Raw genomic sequence first — 21984 nt, forward strand, 5'->3', positions numbered from 1 at the left:
GAAGAGTACCAATACGTATTCTTCAGAAAATGAAAAGCAGCTGTCTGGAGTTTATTTGTTAATGGATTAATAAATAAACTGGATTTTTATTTAACACTATCGAAATTAACAGGAATAACCGAGATGAATAAAAGGACATTACTGAGCGTGCTTATTGCAGGTGCATGCGTAGCACCTGTTATTGCTCAGGCCACCATGCTGAAGGCGGATAACAGCGAGCCTTACACCATGAAAGCCAGCGATCTGGCGAAAAAGGAGAAAGCGCTCACCGATTTCCCGCTGATGAAATCCGTGAAGGATACTATCCGTACGCTGGACAACGCGTCAGTTGAGCAAATTGAGCCAGGCCGTGCGGCAAACCCGGATAACGTAAAACGCGTTGAAGGGATCCTGAAAGAGAGCGACTGGGAATACCTGTTCCCACTGCGCGCGAAGGATTACAGCTACAGCAACTTCCTGAAAGCGGTGGGCAAATTCCCTGCACTGTGCGACACCTATAAAGACGGCCGCAACAGCGATGCCATCTGCCGTAAAGAGCTGGCAACCATGTTTGCTCACTTTGCGCAGGAAACGGGGGGGCACGAAAGTTGGCGTCCGGAAGCCGAATGGCGTCAGGCGCTGGTGTACGTGCGTGAAATGGGCTGGAGTGAAGGCCAGAAGGGCGGTTATAACGGCGAATGTAATACCAGCGTCTGGCAGGGTCAGACCTGGCCGTGTGGTAAAGACAAAGATGGCGATTTCCTGAGCTACTTCGGTCGCGGTGCGAAACAGCTTTCTTACAACTATAACTACGGTCCGTTCTCTGAAGCGATGTACGGCGATGTCCGCACGCTGCTCGACAAACCAGAGCTGGTGGCAGACACCTGGCTGAACCTGGCGAGTGCGATCTTCTTCTTCGCCTATCCACAACCGCCAAAACCAAGCATGCTGCAGGTTATCGACGGGACCTGGCAGCCGAACGACCACGACAAGGCTAACGGCCTGGTCCCAGGCTTCGGCGTCACCACCCAGATCATCAACGGCGGCGTTGAGTGCGGCGGTCCGACCGAGATTGCCCAGTCTCAGAACCGTATCAAGTACTACAAAGAGTTCGCAAACTACCTGAAAGTGCCTGTTCCTGCTGATGAAGTGCTGGGCTGTGCCAACATGAAGCAGTTCGATGAAGGCGGCGCGGGTGCCCTGAAGATCTACTGGGAGCAGGACTGGGGATGGAGCGCGGATACGCCTGACGGCAAAACCTACGCCTGCCAGCTGGTGGGCTACCAGACGCCATTCAGCGCGTTCAAAGACGGCGACTACACCAAGTGTGTACAGAAGTTCTTTAACGTGAAGATCGTGAATGACGATGGCTCAAATGTGAACCCGGCGGATAACACCCCTGCTGACAACACCCCGGCAGATAATACGCCAGCGGATAACACGCCAGCGGATAATACGCCTGCTGACAACACGCCGGCTCCGGTAAACCACGCACCGGTTGCGCAGATTGCCGGTCCGATTGGTGCAGTTGAAGCGGGTGCGCAGGTTTCCCTGAGCGCGGAAGGTTCTACTGACGAAGACGGTAACCAGTTGACTTACACCTGGCGTTCCCAGGACGGCCAGACGGTGACCGGTCAGGACAAAGCGGTGATCACCTTTACGGCACCAGAAGCCGCCACGGCGAAACAGTACGAAGTCAGCCTGACCGTCAGCGATGGTGAACTGAGCAGCACCACCACTTACCTGCTGAACGTCAAAGCCAAAGCGGCGACCCCGTCTCAGGATGAAGGTACCTACCCGGCGTGGAGCGCGAACAGCAAGTACAGCGCAGGCGATATCGTGAACAACCACGGTAAACTGTTCCAGTGCAAACCGTTCCCGTACAGCGGCTGGTGTAACAACGCCCCGGCATACTATGAACCAGGCGCAGGCCTGGCATGGTCTGAAGCCTGGACGGCTCTGTAAAAACAAAACGGCAACCGAAAGGTTGCCGTTTTTGTTTTACTCCCTCTCCCTGTGGGAGAGGGCATCAGGCCGCACCAGATTAACTACCGATGCAACTTTCCGTGATCCCGCAGCCACGCCGCGGTACGCACAATCCCTTCATCCAGCGTCACAATCGGCTTATACCCCAGCTCATTCTCCGCGCGGGAAATATCCAGCGTGAAATCAAAATTAAGCTTTGAGACGCCATAGTGGGTCAGCGCAGGCTCTTTGGCCGATTTACTGCCAAAACGCTCCATGCTGCGGGCGATCATATCCAGCATCGGGTAAGGCACGGAACGGATACGGCAGTTGATCTGCAGCTCATCAATCAGGCGCTGCACAATGCTGCGAAGCGTGCAGGGCTCGCCGTTGGTGATGTTATAGGCGCGACCGGAAATCAGCGTATCGCAGTCCGGCTGGCTGGCCAGCCACATGGCGTGGACCGCATTTTCGTAATAGGTCATATCCACCAGCGCGTCGCCGCCGCGCGGCAGCAGTACGCTGCCGTAGTGGTGCATCATCTGCGCCAGACGGGGAATAAACACTTTGTCGTGCGGTCCGAACAGGCTCTGCGGACGCAGAACCGTAAAACGGGTATGCGGGTTCGACTGTGCCAGCAGATCAATCACCTCTTCGCTGGCTGCCTTGCTGCGGGCAAACTCACAGGCAAAACGGGCTGGCCGGAAATCTTCCTGCACATCGCGGTGGTGGTGATAGTCGAAATAGAGCGACGGAGAGGAGATATGAATAAAGTTACGCACGCCCCAGGCGACGGCCCATTCGCCCAGACGGCGGGTGGCCCGCACGTTGGCGAGATCAAAGGCTTCCTGGGTACCCCACGGAGAGGTAAAGCTGGAGCAGTGCCACAGGGTATCGATACCGGCGAGCATCACTTTGGCCTGAGAGGAGACCAGCTCCGTCAGATCGGCATGGACGAACTCTGCGCCCATTTTTTGCAGCAGTTTTCCCATCGCTTCGTTGCGACCGGTAGCCCTGACGCTGATGCCCTTGTTGCGCAGAAATTCGACCGCATTTCGGCCTAAGCCGCTGGTCGCCCCGGTAACCAGTACCTTCATATCAATCCACTGTGTTGAAAAGAATTTCGTGCGCATTCTTTCGTGAATTACGGCGCTATGCAATGGGAAAGGTGAAAGAAAGAGAGTTTTATTTAGATCTTTTCCGTCTTTTGTTCTGCCCGTTGCGCAATCCGCTTTGCCATCCCGCGAAAGATAAACAGGTGCGCCGGGATCATGAACAACCAGTAGAACAGACCGGGCATGCCGTGCGGATGCCACCAGGCGCGGACGTCCAGTTCACGATGATCGCCTTTGTCTTTCAGGGTAAAGCAAAGCCGGCCGAGTCCCGGCGCTTTCATACCGAACAGCAGTGCCAGCTGTTTTTCCGGTTCGACGACGATCACCTTCCAGCTGTCCACCGCGTCGCCCACCTCAAGATACGGGCGCGCCGGGCGGCCTTTTGCCAGCCGGTGGCCCACCAGCAGGTCCATCGCTCCGCGAGTTTGCCAGAGCAGGTTACCGAAGAAGTAACGCTCTTTACCGCCAATCTGGTTTACCACCTCCCACAGCGCGGCCAGACTGGCCGGGGTTTCTACCGTGCAGCCCGCCTGTTTCGGGTAATAACCGTACTCTGGCCGCCAGCGGGCAAACGCCTGGGCGTCGTAGCCCCAGTCGCTGGAGTTCACCAGCTGCGCCTCTTCTTGCAGCGTGTTGCGCACGGCCTCGTCAAAGCGGATCAACGTCTGGGGAATTAAGGCGCGAAGCGCGCTATCGTCTGCCAACAGATCGTGTTTCAGCCCCTGGATCAGGGCTTTGGCTGTCGTCGGCGGGACGGAGGTGATCACATTCAAAAACCACACCGAGATCCAGCGGGTCGGGAAGGGGATCGGGATCAGCCAGCGTCGACGGCCGCTGACGCGCATAAAGTGTTCAAACTGTTCCTGATAGCTCAGCACTTCCGGGCCAGCGGCTTCGAACACGCGGTGCTGTTCCGCCGGATGATCCAGTAATGCCACCAGATAATGCAGCAGATTCTCCAGCGCGATGGGCGTGGTACGCGAGCGGACCCAGCGCGGCGGCGTGAGCACCGGCAGGTTGTAGACCATATCGCGCATCACTTCGAAGGCGGCGGAACCGGCACCGACGATAATGCCGGCGCGCAGTTCCGTGACGGGAATGTTCGCACTGCGCAAGGTGTCAGCGGTAAGCTGGCGCGCACGCAGATGGTCGGACTGCGCATTTTCAGGAGCCTGAAGCGAACTTAAAAAAATCACCTGCTTCACCGGCGTTTGCCGCAGCGCATCGCGCACGTTGAGGGCCACCTGACGTTCGTGGGCGATAAAATCGCCCCCTTCGCCCATGCTGTGCACCAGGTAATAAAGCGTATCGACCCCCTCCAGCAGTGCTGGCAGCGCGACAGGCCAGTTGAGGTCGACGTTGTGGCAGGTCACGCCGGGCAGGTTCTGCTTTTGCAGGCGTTCCGTGTTGCGTGCCGCCGCCAGCACCTGATGCCCCTGCTGGCTTAACGCCGCGGTGAGATGCTGACCGATATACCCGCTGGCGCCAAGCACCAGAATACGCTGCGGCACGTTCTGCTCCTTAACGCTGTAAAAACGCCTGCCAGTGTTTCACCACGTCCGCCAGCTGTGCGCGACTCACGTCGAGATGCATCACCAGACGCACAACGGGTGACGCATTGATCAGCACGCCACGCGCTTTCAGAAACTCACCCAGCGCCGCGGCATGGTCATCGCCCACGCGAACGAACAGCATGTTGGTGTCGTGGCGCATCACGTCGGCGCCAATTTCACGCAGCTGCGTCGCCATCCACGCGGCATTGTCGTGATCGTCCTTCAGGCGCGCCACGTTGTTTTTCAGGGCATACAGACCCGCCGCCGCCAGAATACCGGCCTGGCGCATGCCGCCGCCGGTCATCTTGCGCCAGCGGTTCGCGCGCTTAATGTAGTCCGCGTTGCCCACCAGCAGGGAGCCGACAGGCGTACCCAGCCCTTTAGAGAGGCAGATGGTGAACGAATCGCAGTATTGCGTAATCTCTTTCAGCTCGCAGCCGTAGGCCACCACGGCGTTAAAAATACGCGCGCCGTCCACGTGCAGCCCGAGTTTGCGTTCGCGGGTGAATTCCCACGCCGCTTTCAGGTACTCGCGCGGCAGGACTTTGCCGTTATGGGTGTTTTCGAGGCTGAGCAGCCGGGTGCGGGCGAAATGGATATCGTCGGCTTTGATTTTCGCGGCGACTTTGTCGAGCGGCAGGGTGCCGTCCGGTGCGGCGTCAATCGGCTGCGGCTGAATGCTGCCGAGCACTGCGGCACCGCCTGCTTCGTAGAGATAGTTATGTGCCCCCTGGCCGACAATGTACTCTTCGCCGCGCTCGCAGTGGCTGAGCAGCGCCACCAGGTTAGCCTGGGTTCCGGTGGGCAGGAACAGGGCGGCCTCTTTGCCGCTGAGCTCCGCAGCATAGCGCTGCAGCTCGTTTACGGTCGGATCGTCACCGTAAACGTCGTCCCCGACCGGGGCGGCCATCATCTCTTCGAGCATGGCGCGACTCGGGCGGGTAACGGTATCACTGCGTAAATCAATCATGGCATGTCCTTATATTTAAAAGGCGATGCCAGATGTTTTACCTGAGCCAGTTGGTTTTTGCCAGTTCGATCACCTCATCGCCGCGGCCGCTGATGATCGCACGCAGCATGTAGAGGCTAAAGCCTTTGGCCTGCTCCAGCTTGATCTGCGGCGGGATGGCCAGCTCCTCTTTGGCGACCACGACATCCACCAGCACCGGGCCGTCGATGGAAAAGGCGCGCTGCAGGGCTTCATCCACCTCTGACGCTTTCTCCACGCGGATGCCGGTAATGCCACAGGCCTCGGCGATGCGCGCGAAGTTGGTGTCGTGCAGCTCGGTGCCGTCTGTCAGATAGCCGCCGGCTTTCATCTCCATCGCCACAAAGCCCAGCACGCTGTTATTAAAGACCACGATTTTCAGGGGCAACTTCATTTGTACCACCGACAGGAAATCCCCCATCAGCATGCTGAACCCGCCATCGCCGCACATCGCCACCACCTGACGCTCCGGCGCTGTCGCTTTTGCTCCCAGCGCCTGCGGCATGGCGTTCGCCATCGAGCCGTGGTTGAACGAGCCGAGCAGACGGCGTTTGCCGTTCATTTTCAGATAGCGCGCCGCCCAGACGGTGGGGGTGCCCACGTCACAGGTGAAGATGGCATCGTCGTCCGCGAAATGGCTGATCTGCTGGGCCAGATACTGCGGGTGGATCGCTTTGTCGCTCGGTTTAGCGAGGTCGTCCAGCCCCTTGCGGGCATCGCGATAATCGCTGAGGGCCTTGTCGAGGAACCTGCGATCTGTTTTCTCTTCCAGCAGCGGCAGCAGGGCGGCAAGGGTGGATTTGATGTCTCCCACCAGCGCCATATCGACCTTACTGTGTGCGCCGATGCTGGCCGGGTTGATATCAATCTGAATGATTTTGGCATCCGTCGGGTAGAACGCGCGATACGGGAACTGGGTGCCGAGCAAAATCAGGGTGTCGGCGTTCATCATGGTGTGGAAGCCGCTGGAAAAACCGATCAGCCCGGTCATTCCCACGTCATAGGGGTTATCGTACTCGACATGCTCTTTGCCGCGCAGGGCATGAACAATTGGGGCTTTCAGCTTGCCCGCAAATTCAAGCAGCTCCTTGTGCGCGCCGGCACATCCGCTGCCGCACATCAGGGCGATATTGCTGGAGTAGCGCAGCAGCTGCGCCAGCTTTTTCAGCTCCTCTTCCGCTGGGGTGATGATCGGCTGCGGCGCGTGGTACCAGTGGGTACTGGCCCCTTCAGGCGCCGCCCTGAGGGCCACGTCGCCCGGGATGACGACCACAGAAACGCCCCGGTTCAGCACCGCCTTGCGCATGGCAATCGCCAGCACCTGCGGGATCTGCTCCGGGGATGAAACCAGCTCGCAATAGTGGCTGCATTCACGGAACAGCTCCTGCGGATGCGTCTCCTGAAAATAGCCGCTGCCGATTTCGGAAGAGGGGATGTGGGCGGCTATCGCCAGCACCGGTACGTGATTGCGGTGGCAGTCGAACAGCCCGTTGATCAGATGCAGGTTACCCGGCCCGCACGACCCGGCGCAGACGGCCAGTTCACCCGTGAGCTGTGCTTCGGCACCGGCAGCAAAGGCGGCGACCTCTTCATGACGGGTCGACATCCATTCAATGGTCTTCATCCTGTTAAGGCTATCGCTGAGGCCGTTAAGGGAATCCCCGGTTACGCCCCAGATACGTTTTACGCCTGCCTGTTCCAGGGTCTTCGCTATATATGCAGCCACGGTTTGTTTCATGGTGGTCCGTCTCCTTTTTGTGATATCGCCTACAAGCTTAGAAGAAGTCACTGTATTGCCTGCGCAATACCCCTCATTTAAAGGTGGTTTTCATGAGTCATTGTTCGGCATAATCTGTTCGGGTACAGGGTGAAAAATAAAGGATTTCAAATGGTTAAATCATTGTTAATGGCTGTGAATGAAAAGCTCGCGTGTGACGATCTCGGTAAACTCTTGTTACGACTTGCCGTCGGCGGGCTGATGCTGTTTCACGGTTTACACAAGTTGTTTGGCGGCGTCGGGTTTATCAGCGGCATGCTGGTGGAAAAAGGATTGCCGGGATTTATCGCTTACGGCGTGCTGATTGGCGAAGTGGTGGCACCGATCCTGATTATCGTCGGGCTCTTCACGCGCCCGGCGGCGCTGGTGCTGGCGTTCACCATGATCGTGGCCTGGCTGATGGTGGGCACGGGCAAAACCTTTGCGCTGGATGCCGTGGGGGCCTGGGCGATTGAGAGCCTGATGTACTTCTTTATCGGCTCGCTGGCGGTGGCGTTTTTAGGCGCCGGGCGTTACGCGCTGGGGAAAGCGCCCGCGTGGCGGTAGGGTGGTTGTAGGCCGGGTAAACGCAGTGCCACCCGGCAAAAAAGCCCGGTGGCGCTTACGCTTACCGGGCCTACGATCGAACATTTAACGTTTATCGTTTATGCCAGGACCAGGTCCCCCTGCGGATGACATGAGCACGCCAGCACATAACCCTCGGCAATTTCCGCATCCGTCAGCGTCATGGTGCTGGTGACGGTGTAGTCACCGGAGACCACTTTCGTTTTACAGCACCCACACACGCCAGCACGACAGGCTGCAGCCACCGGTACTTTATTGCTCTCCAGCGCCTCCAGCAGCGTGGTGCCCACGCGGCCAAAGAAGGTCTGCGCCGGTTGCAGTTTGGTGAACTGGATCCCGCTGGTTGCCGCCTCTGCCACCGGCGTGAAGAACTGCTCTTTGAAGAAGCGGGTGACGCCGAGCGCTTTTACGTCCTCTTCCACACTAGCCATGTACGGTGCCGGGCCGCAGGTCATCACGGTACGGTTTGCGATATCCGGTACGCTTCGCAGCAGTTCGCGGTTCAGACGCCCCGCGACAAAACCGTGCGTCGCGTTGCGTTCTGCCACCAGCGTGACCGGATAGTTGCGCCACTCGTCGGCAAAGATCACATCGTCCGGTGAACGCACACTGAAGATCACCTGCACGTCAGCCTGCGGGCGGTTTTTGGCCAGCCAGCGGCGCATTGACATAATCGGCGTCACGCCACAACCGGCGGCCAGCAGCAGGAATTTATCCTCTGCTTTGTCGTCACAGGTGAAATCGCCCTGGGCGTCAGACAGCCAGAGGTAATCCCCACGCTTCACGTCCCGGGTCAGCCACCGGGAGCCAGCCCCGTCATCAATACGGCGGATGGTCAGCGTAATGTACTCGCTCACGCCCGGCGTGGAGGAAAGCGTGTAGGCGCGCAGTGTATCCGCACTGTTGTGGACACTGACCAGTGCATACTGACCCGCGCGGTACGGATAGTAGTCATGGCACAGCAGTGACAGCGTCCACACATCCGGCGTCTCCTGATGGATGTGATGGACCTGCATCCGCCACGGACATTGTGAGGTTGGCATGGTCATGAATAACTCCTTACGCGCTCAGCAGCTGCTGCATGTCTTCTTCAACGGTGGTCACGGAACGCAGACCGAATTTTTCATTCAGTACGGCCAGCAGGTCCGGTGTCAGGAAACCTGGCGCAGTCGGGCCGGTGACGATGTTGGTTACGCCCAGCGAAAGCAGGGTCAGCAGGATCACAATGGCCTTCTGCTCAAACCAGGAGAGCACCAGAGACAGCGGCAGATCGTTTACGCCACAGCCCAGTTTTTCCGCCAGGGTGACCGCCAGAATGATGGCTGAATAGGCATCGTTACACTGACCGGCATCCACCAGACGCGGCAGACCTTCGATATTGCCGAAGTCCAGTTTGTTGAAACGGTATTTACCGCAGGCCAAAGTCAGGATCAGGCAATCTTCCGGCACGCGGGTGGCGAAGTCGGTGAAGTAGTTACGCTCGCCGCGCGCGCCGTCGCAGCCGCCGATCAGGAAGATATGACGCAGTTTTTCACGGCTGACGAGGTCAATCAGGGAATCTGCAGCGCCGAGCAGGGTTTCGCGACCGAAGCCGACGGTGATGAGATGCGGGATCTCGCTGTACGGGAAGCCGGCCATCTGCTGCGCCTGCGCAATCACCGGACCGAAATCGTCACCTTCGAGGTGGCTCACGCCCGGCCAGCCAACGATGCTGCGGGTCCAGATGCGGTCGTCATATGCCCCGACGGTCGGGTCGATGATGCAGTTTGAGGTCATCACAACAGGACCCGGGAAGTGGGCGAACTCGACCTGCTGGTTCTGCCAGCCGCTGCCGTAGTTACCGATCAGATGCTTAAATTTACGCAGCTCCGGATAGCCGTGCGCCGGTAGCATTTCCCCGTGGGTATAGACGTTAACGCCGGTGCCTTCGGTTTGTTTCAGCAGGTTATAGAGATCTTTCAGGTCATGACCGGAGATCAGAATGCATTTGCCTTTGGTCGCTTTGACGTTGACCTGGGTTGGCGTTGGGTGCCCATAGGTGCTGGTTTCACCGGCATCCAGAATGCTCATCACACGGAAGTTCATCTGGCCGATTTCCATGGCGCATTCCAGCAGCGCATTCATATCGGCAGGCCAGGTCCCCAGCCACGCCATAATGTTGTGGTACTGGGCGTAAATCTCATTGTCGTACTGACCCAGAACGTGCGCGTGCTCCATATACGCCGCAGCGCCTTTCAGACCGTACAGGCACAGCAGGCGCAGGCCGAGAATGTTCTCACCAATCACGGCTTTGTCTTTATTTGGGGTGAATTCCGCCGCCTGACGCTGCAACTCGCCCAGATCGTCACTCACCAGCTGAAGTTCAGACATCGGGTGTTCCACGCGTGCGCTCGCATCCGCCTTCAGGCACTGCGCTTTCAGCGCTTCACGCAGGGCAATTGCTTCGCGGGCATACCCGACGATGCGCGGGGAGTCGAAGTTGACGTTGGTCAGCGTGGAAAAGAAGGCGCGCGGGGCGAAGCTGTCGACGTGGTGGTCGATGATGCCGTATTCGCGGGCTTTGGATGCCCATGCGGAAAGGCCTTGCAGGGCCGCAATCAGCAGGTCCTGCAGGTCAGATGTTTCTGCGGTTTTGCCGCACATACCCTGTGCGTAAGAGCAGCCATTGCCTGCCGGGGTACGGATGGTTTGTTCACATTGCACACAAAACATAATCACACCTGTTAAAGTTATATTTGATATACATGTTTAAGGTTATGCCTGTGTCAGAACGGTGAAAAGGGCTTTCTACGACAAAATAGAGGGAGCTTGATTTAGCGCAATTTTGGCGGCAGGTTCGCTACCGCCAAAGAGGTATCAGGCAGAGAAGAGTGCCATCAGAACGGGAACCAGCAGGCTTAAAATAAAGCCGTGAACAATGGCGGCGGGTACCATCTCCAGTCCGCCAGAACGCTGCAGTACCGGGAGGGTAAAGTCCATCGACGTCGCGCCGCAAAGCCCCAGTGCGGTAGAGCGGCTGCGGCGCACCAGGCCCGGGATTAGCATGATAGCAAGCAACTCACGCGCCAGATCGTTAAAGAAGGCGGCGCTGCCAATCACCGGACCGAAGGACTCGGTTAGCAGAATGCCGGAGAGGGAGTACCAGCCAAAACCTGACGCCATGGCCAGACCGGTTTTCAGCGGCAGGTCGAGAATAAAAGCGTTAATCACGCCCGCCACCATAGAACTGGCGATAACAATAACCGCGACCATCATTCCCCGACGATTGAGGACAATTTGCTTCAGGGTCATGCCATTATTTCGCAGCTGGATACCAATCAGGAACAGCAGGAAGATCAGCGTATATTCGCTGGCCTCTGTCGCGTGCTGTAAAAACGCCCAGCCGGTCAGCCCCAGAAGAAAACCGAGCACCACGACGCCGCACAGTTTTAATGATTCCAGCGCCATCGCTATGCGGGACGGAAGTTTTTCCTGATGGTGGTGGTTTTTCCACGGAATAGTGCGTTCAAGCCAGAACAATGCAGCAATATTGCACAGCAAAATAACCACAACAGTGACCGCAGAATAATGCAGAATCGCCAGCAGATTGGTCGCCAGGTTATCCAGAAAGGCCAGGCGTATTCCCATAAAAAAAAGAATGACGTAAACAATCCAGCTGAGAAAACGGTTAATCAGCCGTAAGGCGGATTCCTGATGCAGTGGGATAAGATAGCCCACAATCAGGGGCAGCAGAATAATGAGGAGTCCTGAAAACATGAACAGCCGGTCCTTGTGAGTATCTGTTGAGCGCCAGAGACACTACCCAATAAAGGCTGTTCAGTAAAGCGGCAAAAAGAAAGCCGGGTGGCGCTACGCCTTACCCGGCCTGTGTGTGCGGCCTGTTGCCCTCACCCTGGCCCTCTCCCACAGTAGAGGGAGGGAAGATTAATCGCGTTTTTCCAGCAGGGTGCGATACAGCACGCCGCCCAGAATACCGCCGACGATAGGCATGACCCAGAACAGCCACAGCTGCTCCAGCGCCCAGCCACCCTGGAAGATAGCCACTGCGGTACTGCGCGCCGGGTTAACGGAGGTGTTGGTGACCGGAATGGAGATCAGGTGGATAAGCGTCAATGCCAGACCAATGGCAATCGGTGCGAAACCAGCAGGTGCGTGTTTGTCGGTTGCGCCGTGGATCACCAGCAGGAAACCAGCGGTCAGCACAATTTCAATCACGATAGCCGACAGCATGGAATAACCGCCCGGAGAGTGTTCGCCGAAGCCGTTAGAGGCGAAACCGCTGGCTGCCGCGTCGAAGCCCGCTTTACCGCTGGCGATGACGTACAGAACGGCTGCGGCAATGATACCGCCCACCACCTGGGCGACGATATAACCGATCACCTCTTTCGCCGGGAAACGACCGCCGGCCCATAAACCCAGCGTCACGGCCGGGTTAAAATGACCGCCGGAAATATGACCCACGGCAAAGGCCATGGTTAATACGGTTAAACCAAAGGCCAGCGCCACGCCGACAAAACCAATACCTAATTCCGGGAATGCTGCTGCCAGAACGGCGCTACCGCAGCCACCAAATACCAGCCAGAATGTACCAAAGCATTCTGCTGCCAATTTTCTAAACATAACCACCTCAACATAATTTCCGCACGCTTTCCCGCAAACGGGATATATCGCCATAAAGGGATGACGACTCAAAGAGCCTGTATTTTAAAAACCAATAACATCCCTTCGCCACTTAAATAAATTTGTTTAATTTGATTTAAGGCAATGTGATGTCAATCCTTGTTCAAACTGGAGGTGAATAGAGCATAGTCCAATTTGCGGACAATAGTTTGTTGTGCTGTTGACACTATTTCAAATGAAACCTGCCACGGAAATTCTTAATTTTTCGTGCTTGCGCAGAATAATCAGGACCTCTGGCAGTGTTCTGCGCGGCATCCTCCCGCTATACTGCTGATAACTTAAAGGAAAAAGTGATCATTTCGCGGGGGACTTATGCTTCTCGAACGAGTGGAAATTGTCGGGTTTCGCGGTATTAACCGCCTGTCGCTGCAGCTGGAGCAGAACAACGTCCTGATCGGCGAGAACGCGTGGGGTAAGTCCAGCCTGCTGGATGCGCTGACGTTGCTGCTTTCGCCCGAAGACGATCTGTATCACTTCGTCCGGGACGATTTCTGGTTTCCGCCCGGTGATGTCAATGGCCGCGAGAAACACCTGCATATCATTCTGACGTTCCGGGAATCCGAACCGGGCCGTCACCGCGTGCGGCGCTTCCGTCCGCTGTCACCCTGCTGGGTGCCGTGCGATGACGGCTTCCACCGGATTTTCTATCGGCTGGAAGGGGAGATGGCGGAGAACGAAGGCGTACTCACGCTGCGTGAGTTTCTCGACGAGAAAGCCAATCCTATCCCGCTGGACAATATTGACGATCTGGCCCGCCACCTGATCCGCCTGACGCCGGTATTACGCTTGCGCGATGCGCGTTTTATGCGGCGTATTCGTAACGGTACCGTACCGAATATGCCGGAAGTGGAAGTCACCGCCCGCGAGCTGGATTTTCTGGCGCGGGAGCTGGTGTCTCGTCCACAAAATCTGACCGATGGTCAAATCCGCCAGGGGTTGTCCGCGATGGTACAACTGCTGGAGCACTATTTTTCCGAGCAGGGGACCTCGGAGTCCCGCCATCGTCTGATGCGCCGCCGCTCTCATGATGAGCAACGAAGCTGGCGCTATCTCGATATCATTAACCGAATGATTGACCGGCCCGGCGGGCGTACGCATCGGGTGATTTTGCTGGGGCTGTTCTCCACGCTTCTGCAGGCCAAAGGCACCGTCCGTCTTGACCGGGATGCCCGACCGCTGTTGCTGGTGGAAGATCCTGAAACCCGCCTGCATCCCATTATGCTCTCCGTGGCATGGCATCTTCTGAATCTGCTGCCGCTCCAGCGCATTACGACCACCAATTCCGGTGAGCTATTATCCCTGACGCCGGTAGAACACGTCTGTCGTCTGGTGCGTGAATCCTCCCGTGTCACCGCTTACCGACTGGGGCCGGGCGGCATGAACGCGGAAGACGGACGGCGCATCGCGTTTCATATCCGCTTTAACCGGGCGTCGTCGCTCTTTGCCCGCTGCTGGCTGCTGGTGGAGGGAGAGACGGAAACCTGGGTCATTAACGAGCTGGCGCGCCAGTGTGGGCACCATTTTGATGCGGAAGGCATTAAGGTGATCGAATTCGCCCAGTCGGGATTAAAGCCGTTGATTAAATTCGCACGCCGGATGGGGATCGAGTGGCACGTCCTGGTCGACGGTGATGAGGCGGGCAAAAAATATGCCTCGACCGTGCGTAGCCTGCTCAATAACGAGCGGGAAGAAGAGCGCGACCATTTAACTATGCTGCCCGCGATGGACATGGAGCACTTTATGTATCGTCAGGGGTTCGACGACGTATTCCACCGAATTGCCATGGTGCCTGTCGATGTCCCGATGAACATGCGGCGCGTGATCGCCAAAGCCATTCATCGTTCGTCAAAACCGGATTTAGCCATTGAAGTGGCGACAGAAGCGGGAAGGCGGGGCGTGGAGGCGGTACCGACTCTGCTACGTAAGATGTTTTCCCGCGTGCTGTGGCTGGCGCGCGGGAAAGCGGATTAGCGTTGGGTTGCCTGATTGACCTGCTGAATCAGGCTATCCAGCAGTTCATAACGACGGCGATACTCGGCGCGCTTTTTGCTCGCGATCTCTTCCATCGGTTTACGCGGCATGACAAGCGGCAACAGGAAGTGACCATTATCCTGTTTTTCACCGCCGATCGAGACCCAGAAACTATCGTAATCAGCCAGCAGTTTCCCCTCTTTTTTCTTGCGGTAACGCCAGCTGCGATAGATGTGTGTGGCGTTACTGACGGCAACGATCTGCTCGACCGGGAAAGCGGTGCCAAGCGTCATCGCGGCTTCCAGCAGCAGACGTTTCGGGAACAGACCGTGACAGGCTTTCGTCGCCCCCTGGATCAGTTCATGGGGAACGTGCGCTTTTGCGCCCTGTAGACCACCGATGAACAGCGTCGTTTTTCCTGCAAACTGGCAGAGCGTAAAGGTCATTTCCGCCAGCACCGTGTTGTGCCTGTCGCAGAAGGCGAGTGTGGCTTCCCCTTCTTTATCCAGGAACGCATCAGCGCACAGACGAACGGTGAACTGCTGTTCCTCTTTGCCGGTTAAGGTCAGCAGGGTGTAACCTGGCTTAGAAAGATAACCCGCAAGCAGCGTCGCAGGAAGCTGGCGGCTCAGGGTCTGATAGTGCCAGTTAAGCGATTCCAGCGCATGCTGACGATCCATCTTCACCGTCAGCCAGGGGCGATGCAGCCGGCACGGCAGTCCTGGCTGGACCTGCAGCATCTGCATCAGACGCGGTTGCTTAGCAAGGCTCGTTAACAGGCGCGCGGTGCTAATGGGCGTCGCCAGCGAACGTAACATGAATTTACGTCGATAGGCGGGGTTCTGCCACGCCAGCCCTGGCGTGAGCGTACCGAAAGCCAGATTTTTGAAGAGCTGCCAGCCCGATTTAGGCTGTGGCAGGCTGGAAAAAGGTGTATCGACGATGGAAGACATGATAGATCCTGCTTCTTGATGAATAGCTTCATTTCAGCAGGCGAACGTTCAACGTCTCGTAAACAAATTGTGACGATTTCAGAGAACAGGGGTTTCGTTGAGGAGTCGTTTAGTTAGAATCAACATTTATTATTGCCAGAACATTTAATTGGAATATTTATGAACCTTAAGGGAAAACGCAGAACGCTGTTTCTGCTGCTGGCGGTCGTGGTATTAGCCGGTGGGTACTGGCTATGGCAAGTGCTTAATGCGCCTGTGCCACAGTATCAGACATTGATTGTTCGTCCTGGCGAACTGCAGCAAAACGTCCTCGCGACGGGCAAGCTGGATGCCCTGCGCAAGGTTGACGTGGGTGCCCAGGTGAGCGGCCAGTTGAAAACGCTGTCGGTAGAGATTGGCGATAAGGTGAAAAAAGGCCAGCTGCTTGGGGTTATCGATCCTGAACAGGCTGAGAACCAGATCCGCGAGGTGGAAGCCACGCTGATGGAGCTGCGCGCTCAGCGCGCCCAGGCGCTGGCAGAGCGCAACCTGGCTCAGGTCACACTCACCCGCCAGCAGGCGCTGGCGAAAACCCAGGCCATTTCGAAACAAGATTTAGATACGGCCACCACAGAGCTGGCGGTAAAACAGGCGCAGATTGGCACCATCGACGCGCAAATCAAACGCAACCAGGCCTCGCTGGACACGGCGAAAACCAACCTCGACTACACGCAAATCGTCGCGCCGATGGCTGGCGAAGTCACTCAGATCACCACCCTGCAGGGACAGACGGTGATTGCCGCGCAGCAGGCGCCAAACATCCTGACGCTGGCGGACATGAGCACCATGCTGGTCAAAGCTCAGGTCTCCGAGGCGGACGTTATCCATCTCAAACCGGGGCAAAACGCCTGGTTTACGGTGCTGGGGGATCCGCAGACCCGCTACGAAGGCGTGCTGAAAGATATTCTGCCGACGCCGGAAAAGGTTAACGACGCCATCTTCTACTATGCCCGTTTTGAAGTGCCGAACCCGCAGGGCGTGCTGCGTCTGGACATGACCGCGCAGGTGCATATCCAGCTGACCGGCGTGAAGAACGTGCTGACCATTCCCCTCTCTGCGCTGGGCGAGTCCGCAGGGGATAATCGCTATAAAGTCAAAGTGCTGCGCAACGGGGAAACGCGCGAGCGTGAAGTAGTGATTGGCGCGCGCAACGACACCGATGTGGTGGTGGTGAAAGGGCTGGAAGAGGGTGAGGAGGTTGTCATCAGCGAAAACCTGCCCGGAGCCGCGAAATGACGGCGCTGCTTGAGCTGAACGACATTCGTCGCAGCTACCCCTCGGGCGATGGCCCGGTGGAGGTGCTGAAAGGCATCTCCCTGCGCGTGGAGGCGGGTGAGATGGTGGCGATTGTCGGTGCATCGGGATCCGGTAAATCGACGCTGATGAACATTCTCGGCTGTCTGGATAAACCGACCAGCGGCACCTATCGCGTGGCCGGAACGGACATCTCCACGCTGGACGGCGACGCGCTGGCAAAGCTGCGTCGGGAGCACTTCGGCTTTATCTTCCAGCGTTACCATCTGCTCTCTCACCTCAATGCGGCGCAGAACGTCGAAGTGCCGGCGGTCTATGCCGGCGTGGAGCGGAAAAAGCGTCTTGAGCGCGCGCAGATGCTGCTGACGCGTCTGGGTCTGGCGGAGCGGGTGGAGTATCAGCCCTCGCAGCTTTCAGGCGGCCAGCAGCAGCGCGTAAGTATTGCCCGTGCCCTGATGAACGGCGGGCAGGTGATCCTCGCGGATGAACCCACCGGGGCGCTCGATAGCCATTCCGGCGAAGAGGTGATGGCGATCCTCCACCAGTTGCGCGATCAGGGACACACGGTGATTATCGTGACGCATGACCCGCAGGTGGCGGCGCAGGCGGAACGCATTATTGAGATCCACGACGGCGAACTGGTCAGTAATCCGCCTCCGGGAGCGTCCAGAGCGGCGGCGACGAAAGAAGCGCTACCGCCGTCCACCGGCTGGGGACAATTCTCCAGCGGCTTTCGTGAAGCGCTTGCCATGGCCTGGCTGGCGATGGCGGCGAATAAAATGCGCACCCTGCTCACCATGCTCGGCATCATTATCGGTATCGCCTCGGTGGTATCGATTGTGGTGGTGGGCGACGCGGCCAAGCAGCTGGTGCTGGCCGATATCCGCGCGATTGGCACCAATACCATTGACGTCTATCCCGGCAAAGACTTTGGCGACGACGAGCCGCAGTATCAGCAGTCCCTGAAATATGACGATCTGGCGGCGATTCAGAAGCAGCCGTGGGTTAACTCGGCTACGCCGGCCGTGTCGCAAAATTTGCGCCTGCGCGTGGGTAACGTGGATGTTGCCGCCAGCGCGAACGGCGTCAGCGGGGACTATTTCAACGTTTACGGTATGACCTTCAGTGAAGGTGCGACCTTCAATGCCGAACAGCTGGCAGGCAGGGCGCAGGTGGTGGTACTGGACGCGAACTCACGCAGACAGCTTTTCCCCAATAAAGCGAATGTGGTGGGGGAAGTGATCCTGGTCGGCAACATGCCGGCTACGGTCATCGGCGTGGCGGAAGAGAAGCAGTCGATGTTTGGCAGCAGCAAGATCCTGCGCGTCTGGCTACCCTATACCACCATCTCCGGGCGGATTATGGGGCAGTCCTGGCTTAACTCCATCACCGTGCGCGTGAAGGAGGGCTACGACAGCGCGCTGGCCGAACAGCAGCTTGAGCGGCTGTTAACCCTGCGCCACGGGAAGAAGGATTTCTTCACCTGGAACATGGACGGCCTCTTGAAAACGGCGGAAAAGACCACACGTACTCTTCAGTTGTTCCTCACGCTGGTGGCGGTCATTTCGCTGGTCGTTGGTGGTATCGGGGTGATGAATATCATGCTGGTGTCGGTGACCGAACGCACCCGTGAGATTGGTATTCGCATGGCGGTCGGGGCCAGAGCCAGCGACGTCCTGCAACAGTTTTTGATTGAAGCTGTGCTGGTGTGTCTGGTGGGGGGCGCGATGGGCATTGCGCTCTCGATGATGATCGCATTTGCACTCCAGCTCTTTTTACCCGGCTGGGAAATTGGCTTCTCACCGGTGGCCATTCTTACCGCGTTTTTGTGTTCAACCTTTACCGGCATTTTGTTTGGCTGGTTACCCGCCCGCAATGCGGCGCGGCTGGATCCGGTGGATGCACTGGCCCGCGAATAGGCTGAAAATAAAAATGCCAGCCGATCGGGCTGGCATTTTGACTGCGGGATGTACACAATAAAACAGAGAGCTATGCAACCGTCTCTGCTTCAATGGGTACGATAAGGCTTGCGTGATTGCCTTTGGGTCCCTGGTGTACATCGAACCGGACGGACTGCCCGGCTTTGAGCGTTCTGTAACCATCCATCTGAATGGTGGAATAGTGAGCGAAGATATCCTCGCCGCCGCCTTCGGGGCAGATGAAGCCAAACCCTTTGGCGTTGTTGAACCACTTAACAGTACCCATTTCCATGCTTCGACATCCTTCGTAAATCTTATAAGTTAAGATGGAATGAACCGGTGGTGGAGTGGGGGCTGTTCAAAACCTCGCCATCTCACGCTTGTACAATTTAGAGAAACGAAAGAAGTCGTCAAGCGTTTGGCGCTGGAGATGGGACAATAATCAACCAAAGTTTGAAGCAGTTAACGCTATTGCAACAGTTTGTGACAGACATCGCGGATGACAGTAATAGATGATTGTTATCTAACATCTGAGGTAGATTCAAAGTGGTTATGCAAAATGGGTAAGACCAACGACTGGCTGGATTTTGACCAGCTGGCGGAAGACAAAGTGCGTGATGCGCTAAAACCGCCATCTATGTATAAAGTTATGTTAATGAACGATGATTACACGCCGATGGAATTTGTTATTGACGTGCTACAAAAGTTCTTTTCTTATGATGTAGAACGTGCAACGCAACTGATGCTTACCGTTCATTATCGTGGCAAAGCTATCTGCGGCATCTTCACCGCCGAAGTGGCGGAAACCAAAGTGGCGATGGTGAACGACTATGCGAGGGAGAACGAGCATCCGTTGCTGTGTACGCTGGAAAAGGCCTGATAAGGCATAAAATTGGGGGAGGTGCCTATGCTCAATCAAGAACTGGAACTCAGTTTAAACATGGCTTTCGCCAGAGCGCGTGAGCACCGACATGAGTTTATGACCGTCGAGCACCTGTTGCTCGCACTGCTTAGCAACCCATCTGCCCGCGAAGCGCTGGAAGCCTGCTCCGTGGATCTGGTGGCGCTACGTCAGGAACTCGAAGCCTTCATCGAACAAACCACACCGGTGCTGCCAGCCAGTGAAGAGGAGCGCGACACGCAGCCGACGCTCAGCTTCCAGCGTGTGCTGCAGCGCGCGGTATTTCACGTCCAGTCTTCCGGACGTAGCGAAGTGACTGGCGCAAACGTCTTAGTCGCCATTTTCAGCGAGCAGGAGTCACAGGCTGCCTACCTGCTGCGCAAACACGAAGTCAGCCGACTCGATGTGGTTAACTTTATTTCTCACGGAACGCGCAAAGACGAGCCTAACCAGGCATCGGATTCCAGCAATCAGGTCAATAACAATGAAGAGCAAGCAGGCGGGGAGGATCGTATGGAAAACTTCACCACCAACCTTAATCAGCTTGCTCGCGTTGGCGGTATCGACCCGCTGATTGGTCGCGATAAAGAGCTGGAGCGTGCGATCCAGGTATTGTGCCGTCGCCGCAAGAACAACCCGCTGCTGGTGGGGGAATCTGGCGTAGGTAAAACCGCGATTGCCGAAGGTCTTGCCTGGCGCATTGTGCAGGGCGATGTGCCGGAAGTGATTGCCGATTGCACCATCTACTCGCTGGATATTGGCTCGCTGCTGGCGGGCACGAAATACCGTGGTGATTTTGAAAAACGCTTCAAGGCGCTGTTAAAACAGCTGGAGCAGGACACCAACAGCATCCTGTTTATCGATGAGATCCACACCATCATCGGTGCCGGTGCGGCCTCCGGTGGCCAGGTGGATGCCGCAAACCTGATCAAACCGCTGCTCTCCAGCGGCAAGATCCGCGTGATTGGCTCCACCACCTACCAGGAGTTCAGCAACATCTTTGAGAAAGATCGTGCGCTGGCGCGCCGCTTCCAGAAAATCGACGTGACCGAACCGTCTGTCGAGGAAACGGTGCAGATCATCAACGGCCTGAAACCGAAGTATGAAGCGCACCACGACGTGCGTTATACCGCGAAAGCGGTGCGTGCGGCGGTGGAGCTGGCGGTGAAATACATCAACGACCGTCATCTGCCGGATAAGGCGATCGACGTCATTGATGAGGCAGGGGCGCGTGCGCGTCTGATGCCGGCCAGCAAGCGTAAGAAAACCGTTAACGTGGCGGATATTGAGTCCGTGGTGGCCCGTATTGCGCGCATTCCTGAGAAGAGCGTCTCTCAGAGCGACCGCGACACGCTGCGTACCCTTGGCAACCGCCTGAAAATGCTGGTCTTTGGTCAGGATAAAGCCATTGAGGCCTTAACCGAAGCGATCAAGATGGCCCGCGCCGGGCTGGGGCATGAGCATAAACCTGTTGGTTCCTTCCTGTTCGCCGGCCCAACCGGCGTGGGGAAAACCGAGGTGACGGTTCAGCTCTCCAAAGCGCTGGGCATTGAGCTGCTGCGCTTTGATATGTCCGAGTATATGGAGCGTCACACCGTCAGCCGTTTGATCGGTGCGCCTCCGGGCTACGTGGGCTTTGACCAGGGCGGGCTGCTCACCGACGCGGTGATCAAGCATCCGCACGCGGTACTGCTGCTTGATGAAATCGAGAAAGCGCACCCGGACGTGTTCAACATCCTGCTGCAGGTGATGGACAACGGGACGCTGACCGACAACAACGGGCGCAAGGCGGACTTCCGCAACGTGGTGCTGGTGATGACCACCAACGCCGGGGTACGTGAAACCGAGCGTAAATCCATCGGTCTTATCCACCAGGATAACAGCACCGATGCGATGGAAGAGATCAAGAAGATCTTTACGCCAGAGTTCCGTAACCGTCTGGACAACATTATCTGGTTCGATCACCTGTCTACCGAGGTGATCCACCAGGTGGTGGATAAGTTCATCGTCGAGCTGCAGGTTCAGTTGGATCAGAAAGGCGTGTCGCTGGAAGTGAGCCAGGAGGCCCGCAACTGGCTGGCCGAGAAAGGCTACGACCGTGCGATGGGGGCCCGTCCGATGGCGCGTGTGATTCAGGATAACCTGAAGAAACCGCTGGCGAACGAGCTGCTGTTTGGCTCACTGGTGGACGGTGGTCAGGTGACCGTGGCGCTGGATCAGGCGAAGAACGAGCTGACGTACGATTTCCAGAGTGCGGCGAAGCACAAGCCGGAAGCGGCTCACTGAGTGAGTTGAACGTTAATGTTAAAAACCGGGCGAATGCCCG

General features: G+C 57.1%; 17 protein-coding genes. 7 read left to right on the forward strand and 10 right to left on the reverse strand.

Going from position 1 to position 21984, the window contains the following annotated elements; all coding sequences use genetic code 11:
• Window positions 1–123 precede the first annotated feature (123 nt).
• Window positions 124–1944 carry a glycoside hydrolase family 19 protein gene (locus C1N69_RS07230; protein ID WP_059386151.1) on the forward strand — a complete coding sequence of 607 codons (1821 nt, stop codon included), beginning with the start codon at window positions 124–126 and terminating at the stop codon, window positions 1942–1944.
• 83 nt (window positions 1945–2027) lie between these two features.
• On the opposite strand, the gene C1N69_RS07235 is transcribed toward C1N69_RS07230, so the two are convergent.
• From C1N69_RS07235 to poxB, 4 genes are all read right to left on the reverse strand, one after another.
• Window positions 2028–3041: an NAD-dependent epimerase/dehydratase family protein gene (locus C1N69_RS07235; RefSeq protein WP_047959784.1), complete on the reverse strand. Its 1014-nt coding sequence runs from the start codon at window positions 3039–3041 to the stop codon at window positions 2028–2030.
• A gap of 92 nt (window positions 3042–3133) precedes the next feature.
• A complete protein-coding gene (locus C1N69_RS07240) occupies window positions 3134–4570 on the reverse strand; it encodes an SDR family oxidoreductase (RefSeq protein WP_104557630.1) in 1437 nt (478 codons plus the stop codon).
• A 10-nt stretch (window positions 4571–4580) separates the two neighbouring features.
• On the reverse strand, window positions 4581–5582 hold the full coding sequence (ltaE, locus tag C1N69_RS07245; RefSeq protein ID WP_025756044.1) for a low-specificity L-threonine aldolase: 1002 nt from the start codon (window positions 5580–5582) through the stop codon (window positions 4581–4583).
• Between the two features lie 37 nt (window positions 5583–5619).
• Window positions 5620–7338 (reverse strand): ubiquinone-dependent pyruvate dehydrogenase, encoded by a 1719-nt coding sequence (gene poxB, locus C1N69_RS07250; RefSeq protein WP_047958139.1) that lies wholly within the window; start codon window positions 7336–7338, stop codon window positions 5620–5622.
• Between the two features lie 150 nt (window positions 7339–7488).
• Here poxB and C1N69_RS07255 point away from each other — a divergent pair, with 150 nt between their 5' ends.
• Complete coding sequence (locus C1N69_RS07255; RefSeq protein ID WP_025756042.1) at window positions 7489–7923, forward strand: DoxX family protein; 435 nt, start codon at window positions 7489–7491, stop codon at window positions 7921–7923.
• 98 nt (window positions 7924–8021) lie between these two features.
• Here the strand turns inward: C1N69_RS07255 and hcr are convergent, their stop codons facing one another.
• From hcr to aqpZ, 4 genes are all read right to left on the reverse strand, one after another.
• Window positions 8022–8990, reverse strand: coding sequence for an NADH oxidoreductase (hcr, locus tag C1N69_RS07260; protein ID WP_155030917.1), 969 nt, complete (start codon window positions 8988–8990; stop codon window positions 8022–8024).
• Between the two features lie 10 nt (window positions 8991–9000).
• Window positions 9001–10653, reverse strand: a complete 1653-nt coding sequence (gene hcp, locus C1N69_RS07265; RefSeq protein WP_155030918.1) for a hydroxylamine reductase — start codon at window positions 10651–10653, stop codon at window positions 9001–9003.
• Window positions 10654–10797: 144 nt separating this feature from the next.
• Window positions 10798–11697, reverse strand: a complete 900-nt coding sequence (locus C1N69_RS07270) for a LysO family transporter (protein WP_155030919.1) — start codon at window positions 11695–11697, stop codon at window positions 10798–10800.
• Window positions 11698–11865: 168 nt separating this feature from the next.
• The gene (gene aqpZ / locus C1N69_RS07275) at window positions 11866–12561 is read right to left on the reverse strand and encodes an aquaporin Z (RefSeq protein ID WP_025756038.1); all 696 of its coding nucleotides are present in this window, start codon (window positions 12559–12561) and stop codon (window positions 11866–11868) included.
• 372 nt (window positions 12562–12933) lie between these two features.
• Between aqpZ and C1N69_RS07280 the strand changes: the two genes are divergently transcribed.
• On the forward strand, window positions 12934–14592 hold the full coding sequence (locus tag C1N69_RS07280) for an ATP-dependent endonuclease (protein WP_045284513.1): 1659 nt from the start codon (window positions 12934–12936) through the stop codon (window positions 14590–14592).
• On the opposite strand, the gene C1N69_RS07285 is transcribed toward C1N69_RS07280, so the two are convergent.
• Window positions 14589–15545 carry a VirK/YbjX family protein gene (locus C1N69_RS07285; protein ID WP_047958144.1) on the reverse strand — a complete coding sequence of 319 codons (957 nt, stop codon included), beginning with the start codon at window positions 15543–15545 and terminating at the stop codon, window positions 14589–14591. The genes C1N69_RS07280 and C1N69_RS07285 overlap by 4 nt on opposite strands.
• A gap of 159 nt (window positions 15546–15704) precedes the next feature.
• Between C1N69_RS07285 and macA the strand changes: the two genes are divergently transcribed.
• Window positions 15705–16820, forward strand: a complete 1116-nt coding sequence (gene macA / locus C1N69_RS07290) for a macrolide transporter subunit MacA (RefSeq protein ID WP_047958145.1) — start codon at window positions 15705–15707, stop codon at window positions 16818–16820.
• A complete protein-coding gene (gene macB, locus C1N69_RS07295) occupies window positions 16817–18757 on the forward strand; it encodes a macrolide ABC transporter ATP-binding protein/permease MacB (protein WP_047958146.1) in 1941 nt (646 codons plus the stop codon). The genes macA and macB overlap by 4 nt, the downstream gene beginning before the upstream one ends.
• A gap of 70 nt (window positions 18758–18827) precedes the next feature.
• Here macB and cspD read toward each other — a convergent pair whose 3' ends face one another.
• Window positions 18828–19049, reverse strand: a complete 222-nt coding sequence (cspD, locus tag C1N69_RS07300) for a cold shock-like protein CspD (RefSeq protein ID WP_008499993.1) — start codon at window positions 19047–19049, stop codon at window positions 18828–18830.
• A gap of 267 nt (window positions 19050–19316) precedes the next feature.
• On the opposite strand from cspD, the gene clpS reads away from it, so the two are divergent.
• Window positions 19317–19637, forward strand: a complete 321-nt coding sequence (gene clpS / locus C1N69_RS07305) for an ATP-dependent Clp protease adapter ClpS (RefSeq protein ID WP_006174393.1) — start codon at window positions 19317–19319, stop codon at window positions 19635–19637.
• A gap of 27 nt (window positions 19638–19664) precedes the next feature.
• Window positions 19665–21944 (forward strand): ATP-dependent Clp protease ATP-binding subunit ClpA, encoded by a 2280-nt coding sequence (gene clpA, locus C1N69_RS07310; protein ID WP_014831269.1) that lies wholly within the window; start codon window positions 19665–19667, stop codon window positions 21942–21944.
• The last annotated feature ends 40 nt before the right edge of the window (window positions 21945–21984 follow it).

Origin of the sequence: Enterobacter sichuanensis (assembly GCF_009036245.1) — a bacterium.
GTDB classification, from domain to species: domain Bacteria; phylum Pseudomonadota; class Gammaproteobacteria; order Enterobacterales; family Enterobacteriaceae; genus Enterobacter; species Enterobacter sichuanensis.

Excerpts from the sequence above, each read along its gene's own strand:
- C1N69_RS07230 (WP_059386151.1), top strand. The coding sequence starts at position 124 with ATGAATAAAAGGACATTACTGAGCGTGCTTATTGCAGGTGCATGCGTA.
- C1N69_RS07235 (WP_047959784.1), bottom strand. The coding sequence starts at position 3,041 with ATGAAGGTACTGGTTACCGGGGCGACCAGCGGCTTAGGCCGAAATGCG.
- ltaE (WP_025756044.1), bottom strand. The coding sequence starts at position 5,582 with ATGATTGATTTACGCAGTGATACCGTTACCCGCCCGAGTCGCGCCATG.
- poxB (WP_047958139.1), bottom strand. The coding sequence starts at position 7,338 with ATGAAACAAACCGTGGCTGCATATATAGCGAAGACCCTGGAACAGGCA.
- C1N69_RS07255 (WP_025756042.1), top strand. The coding sequence starts at position 7,489 with ATGGTTAAATCATTGTTAATGGCTGTGAATGAAAAGCTCGCGTGTGAC.
- hcr (WP_155030917.1), bottom strand. The coding sequence starts at position 8,990 with ATGACCATGCCAACCTCACAATGTCCGTGGCGGATGCAGGTCCATCAC.
- hcp (WP_155030918.1), bottom strand. The coding sequence starts at position 10,653 with ATGTTTTGTGTGCAATGTGAACAAACCATCCGTACCCCGGCAGGCAAT.
- C1N69_RS07270 (WP_155030919.1), bottom strand. The coding sequence starts at position 11,697 with ATGTTTTCAGGACTCCTCATTATTCTGCTGCCCCTGATTGTGGGCTAT.
- aqpZ (WP_025756038.1), bottom strand. The coding sequence starts at position 12,561 with ATGTTTAGAAAATTGGCAGCAGAATGCTTTGGTACATTCTGGCTGGTA.
- C1N69_RS07280 (WP_045284513.1), top strand. The coding sequence starts at position 12,934 with ATGCTTCTCGAACGAGTGGAAATTGTCGGGTTTCGCGGTATTAACCGC.
- C1N69_RS07285 (WP_047958144.1), bottom strand. The coding sequence starts at position 15,545 with ATGTCTTCCATCGTCGATACACCTTTTTCCAGCCTGCCACAGCCTAAA.
- macA (WP_047958145.1), top strand. The coding sequence starts at position 15,705 with ATGAACCTTAAGGGAAAACGCAGAACGCTGTTTCTGCTGCTGGCGGTC.
- macB (WP_047958146.1), top strand. The coding sequence starts at position 16,817 with ATGACGGCGCTGCTTGAGCTGAACGACATTCGTCGCAGCTACCCCTCG.
- cspD (WP_008499993.1), bottom strand. The coding sequence starts at position 19,049 with ATGGAAATGGGTACTGTTAAGTGGTTCAACAACGCCAAAGGGTTTGGC.
- clpS (WP_006174393.1), top strand. The coding sequence starts at position 19,317 with ATGGGTAAGACCAACGACTGGCTGGATTTTGACCAGCTGGCGGAAGAC.
- clpA (WP_014831269.1), top strand. The coding sequence starts at position 19,665 with ATGCTCAATCAAGAACTGGAACTCAGTTTAAACATGGCTTTCGCCAGA.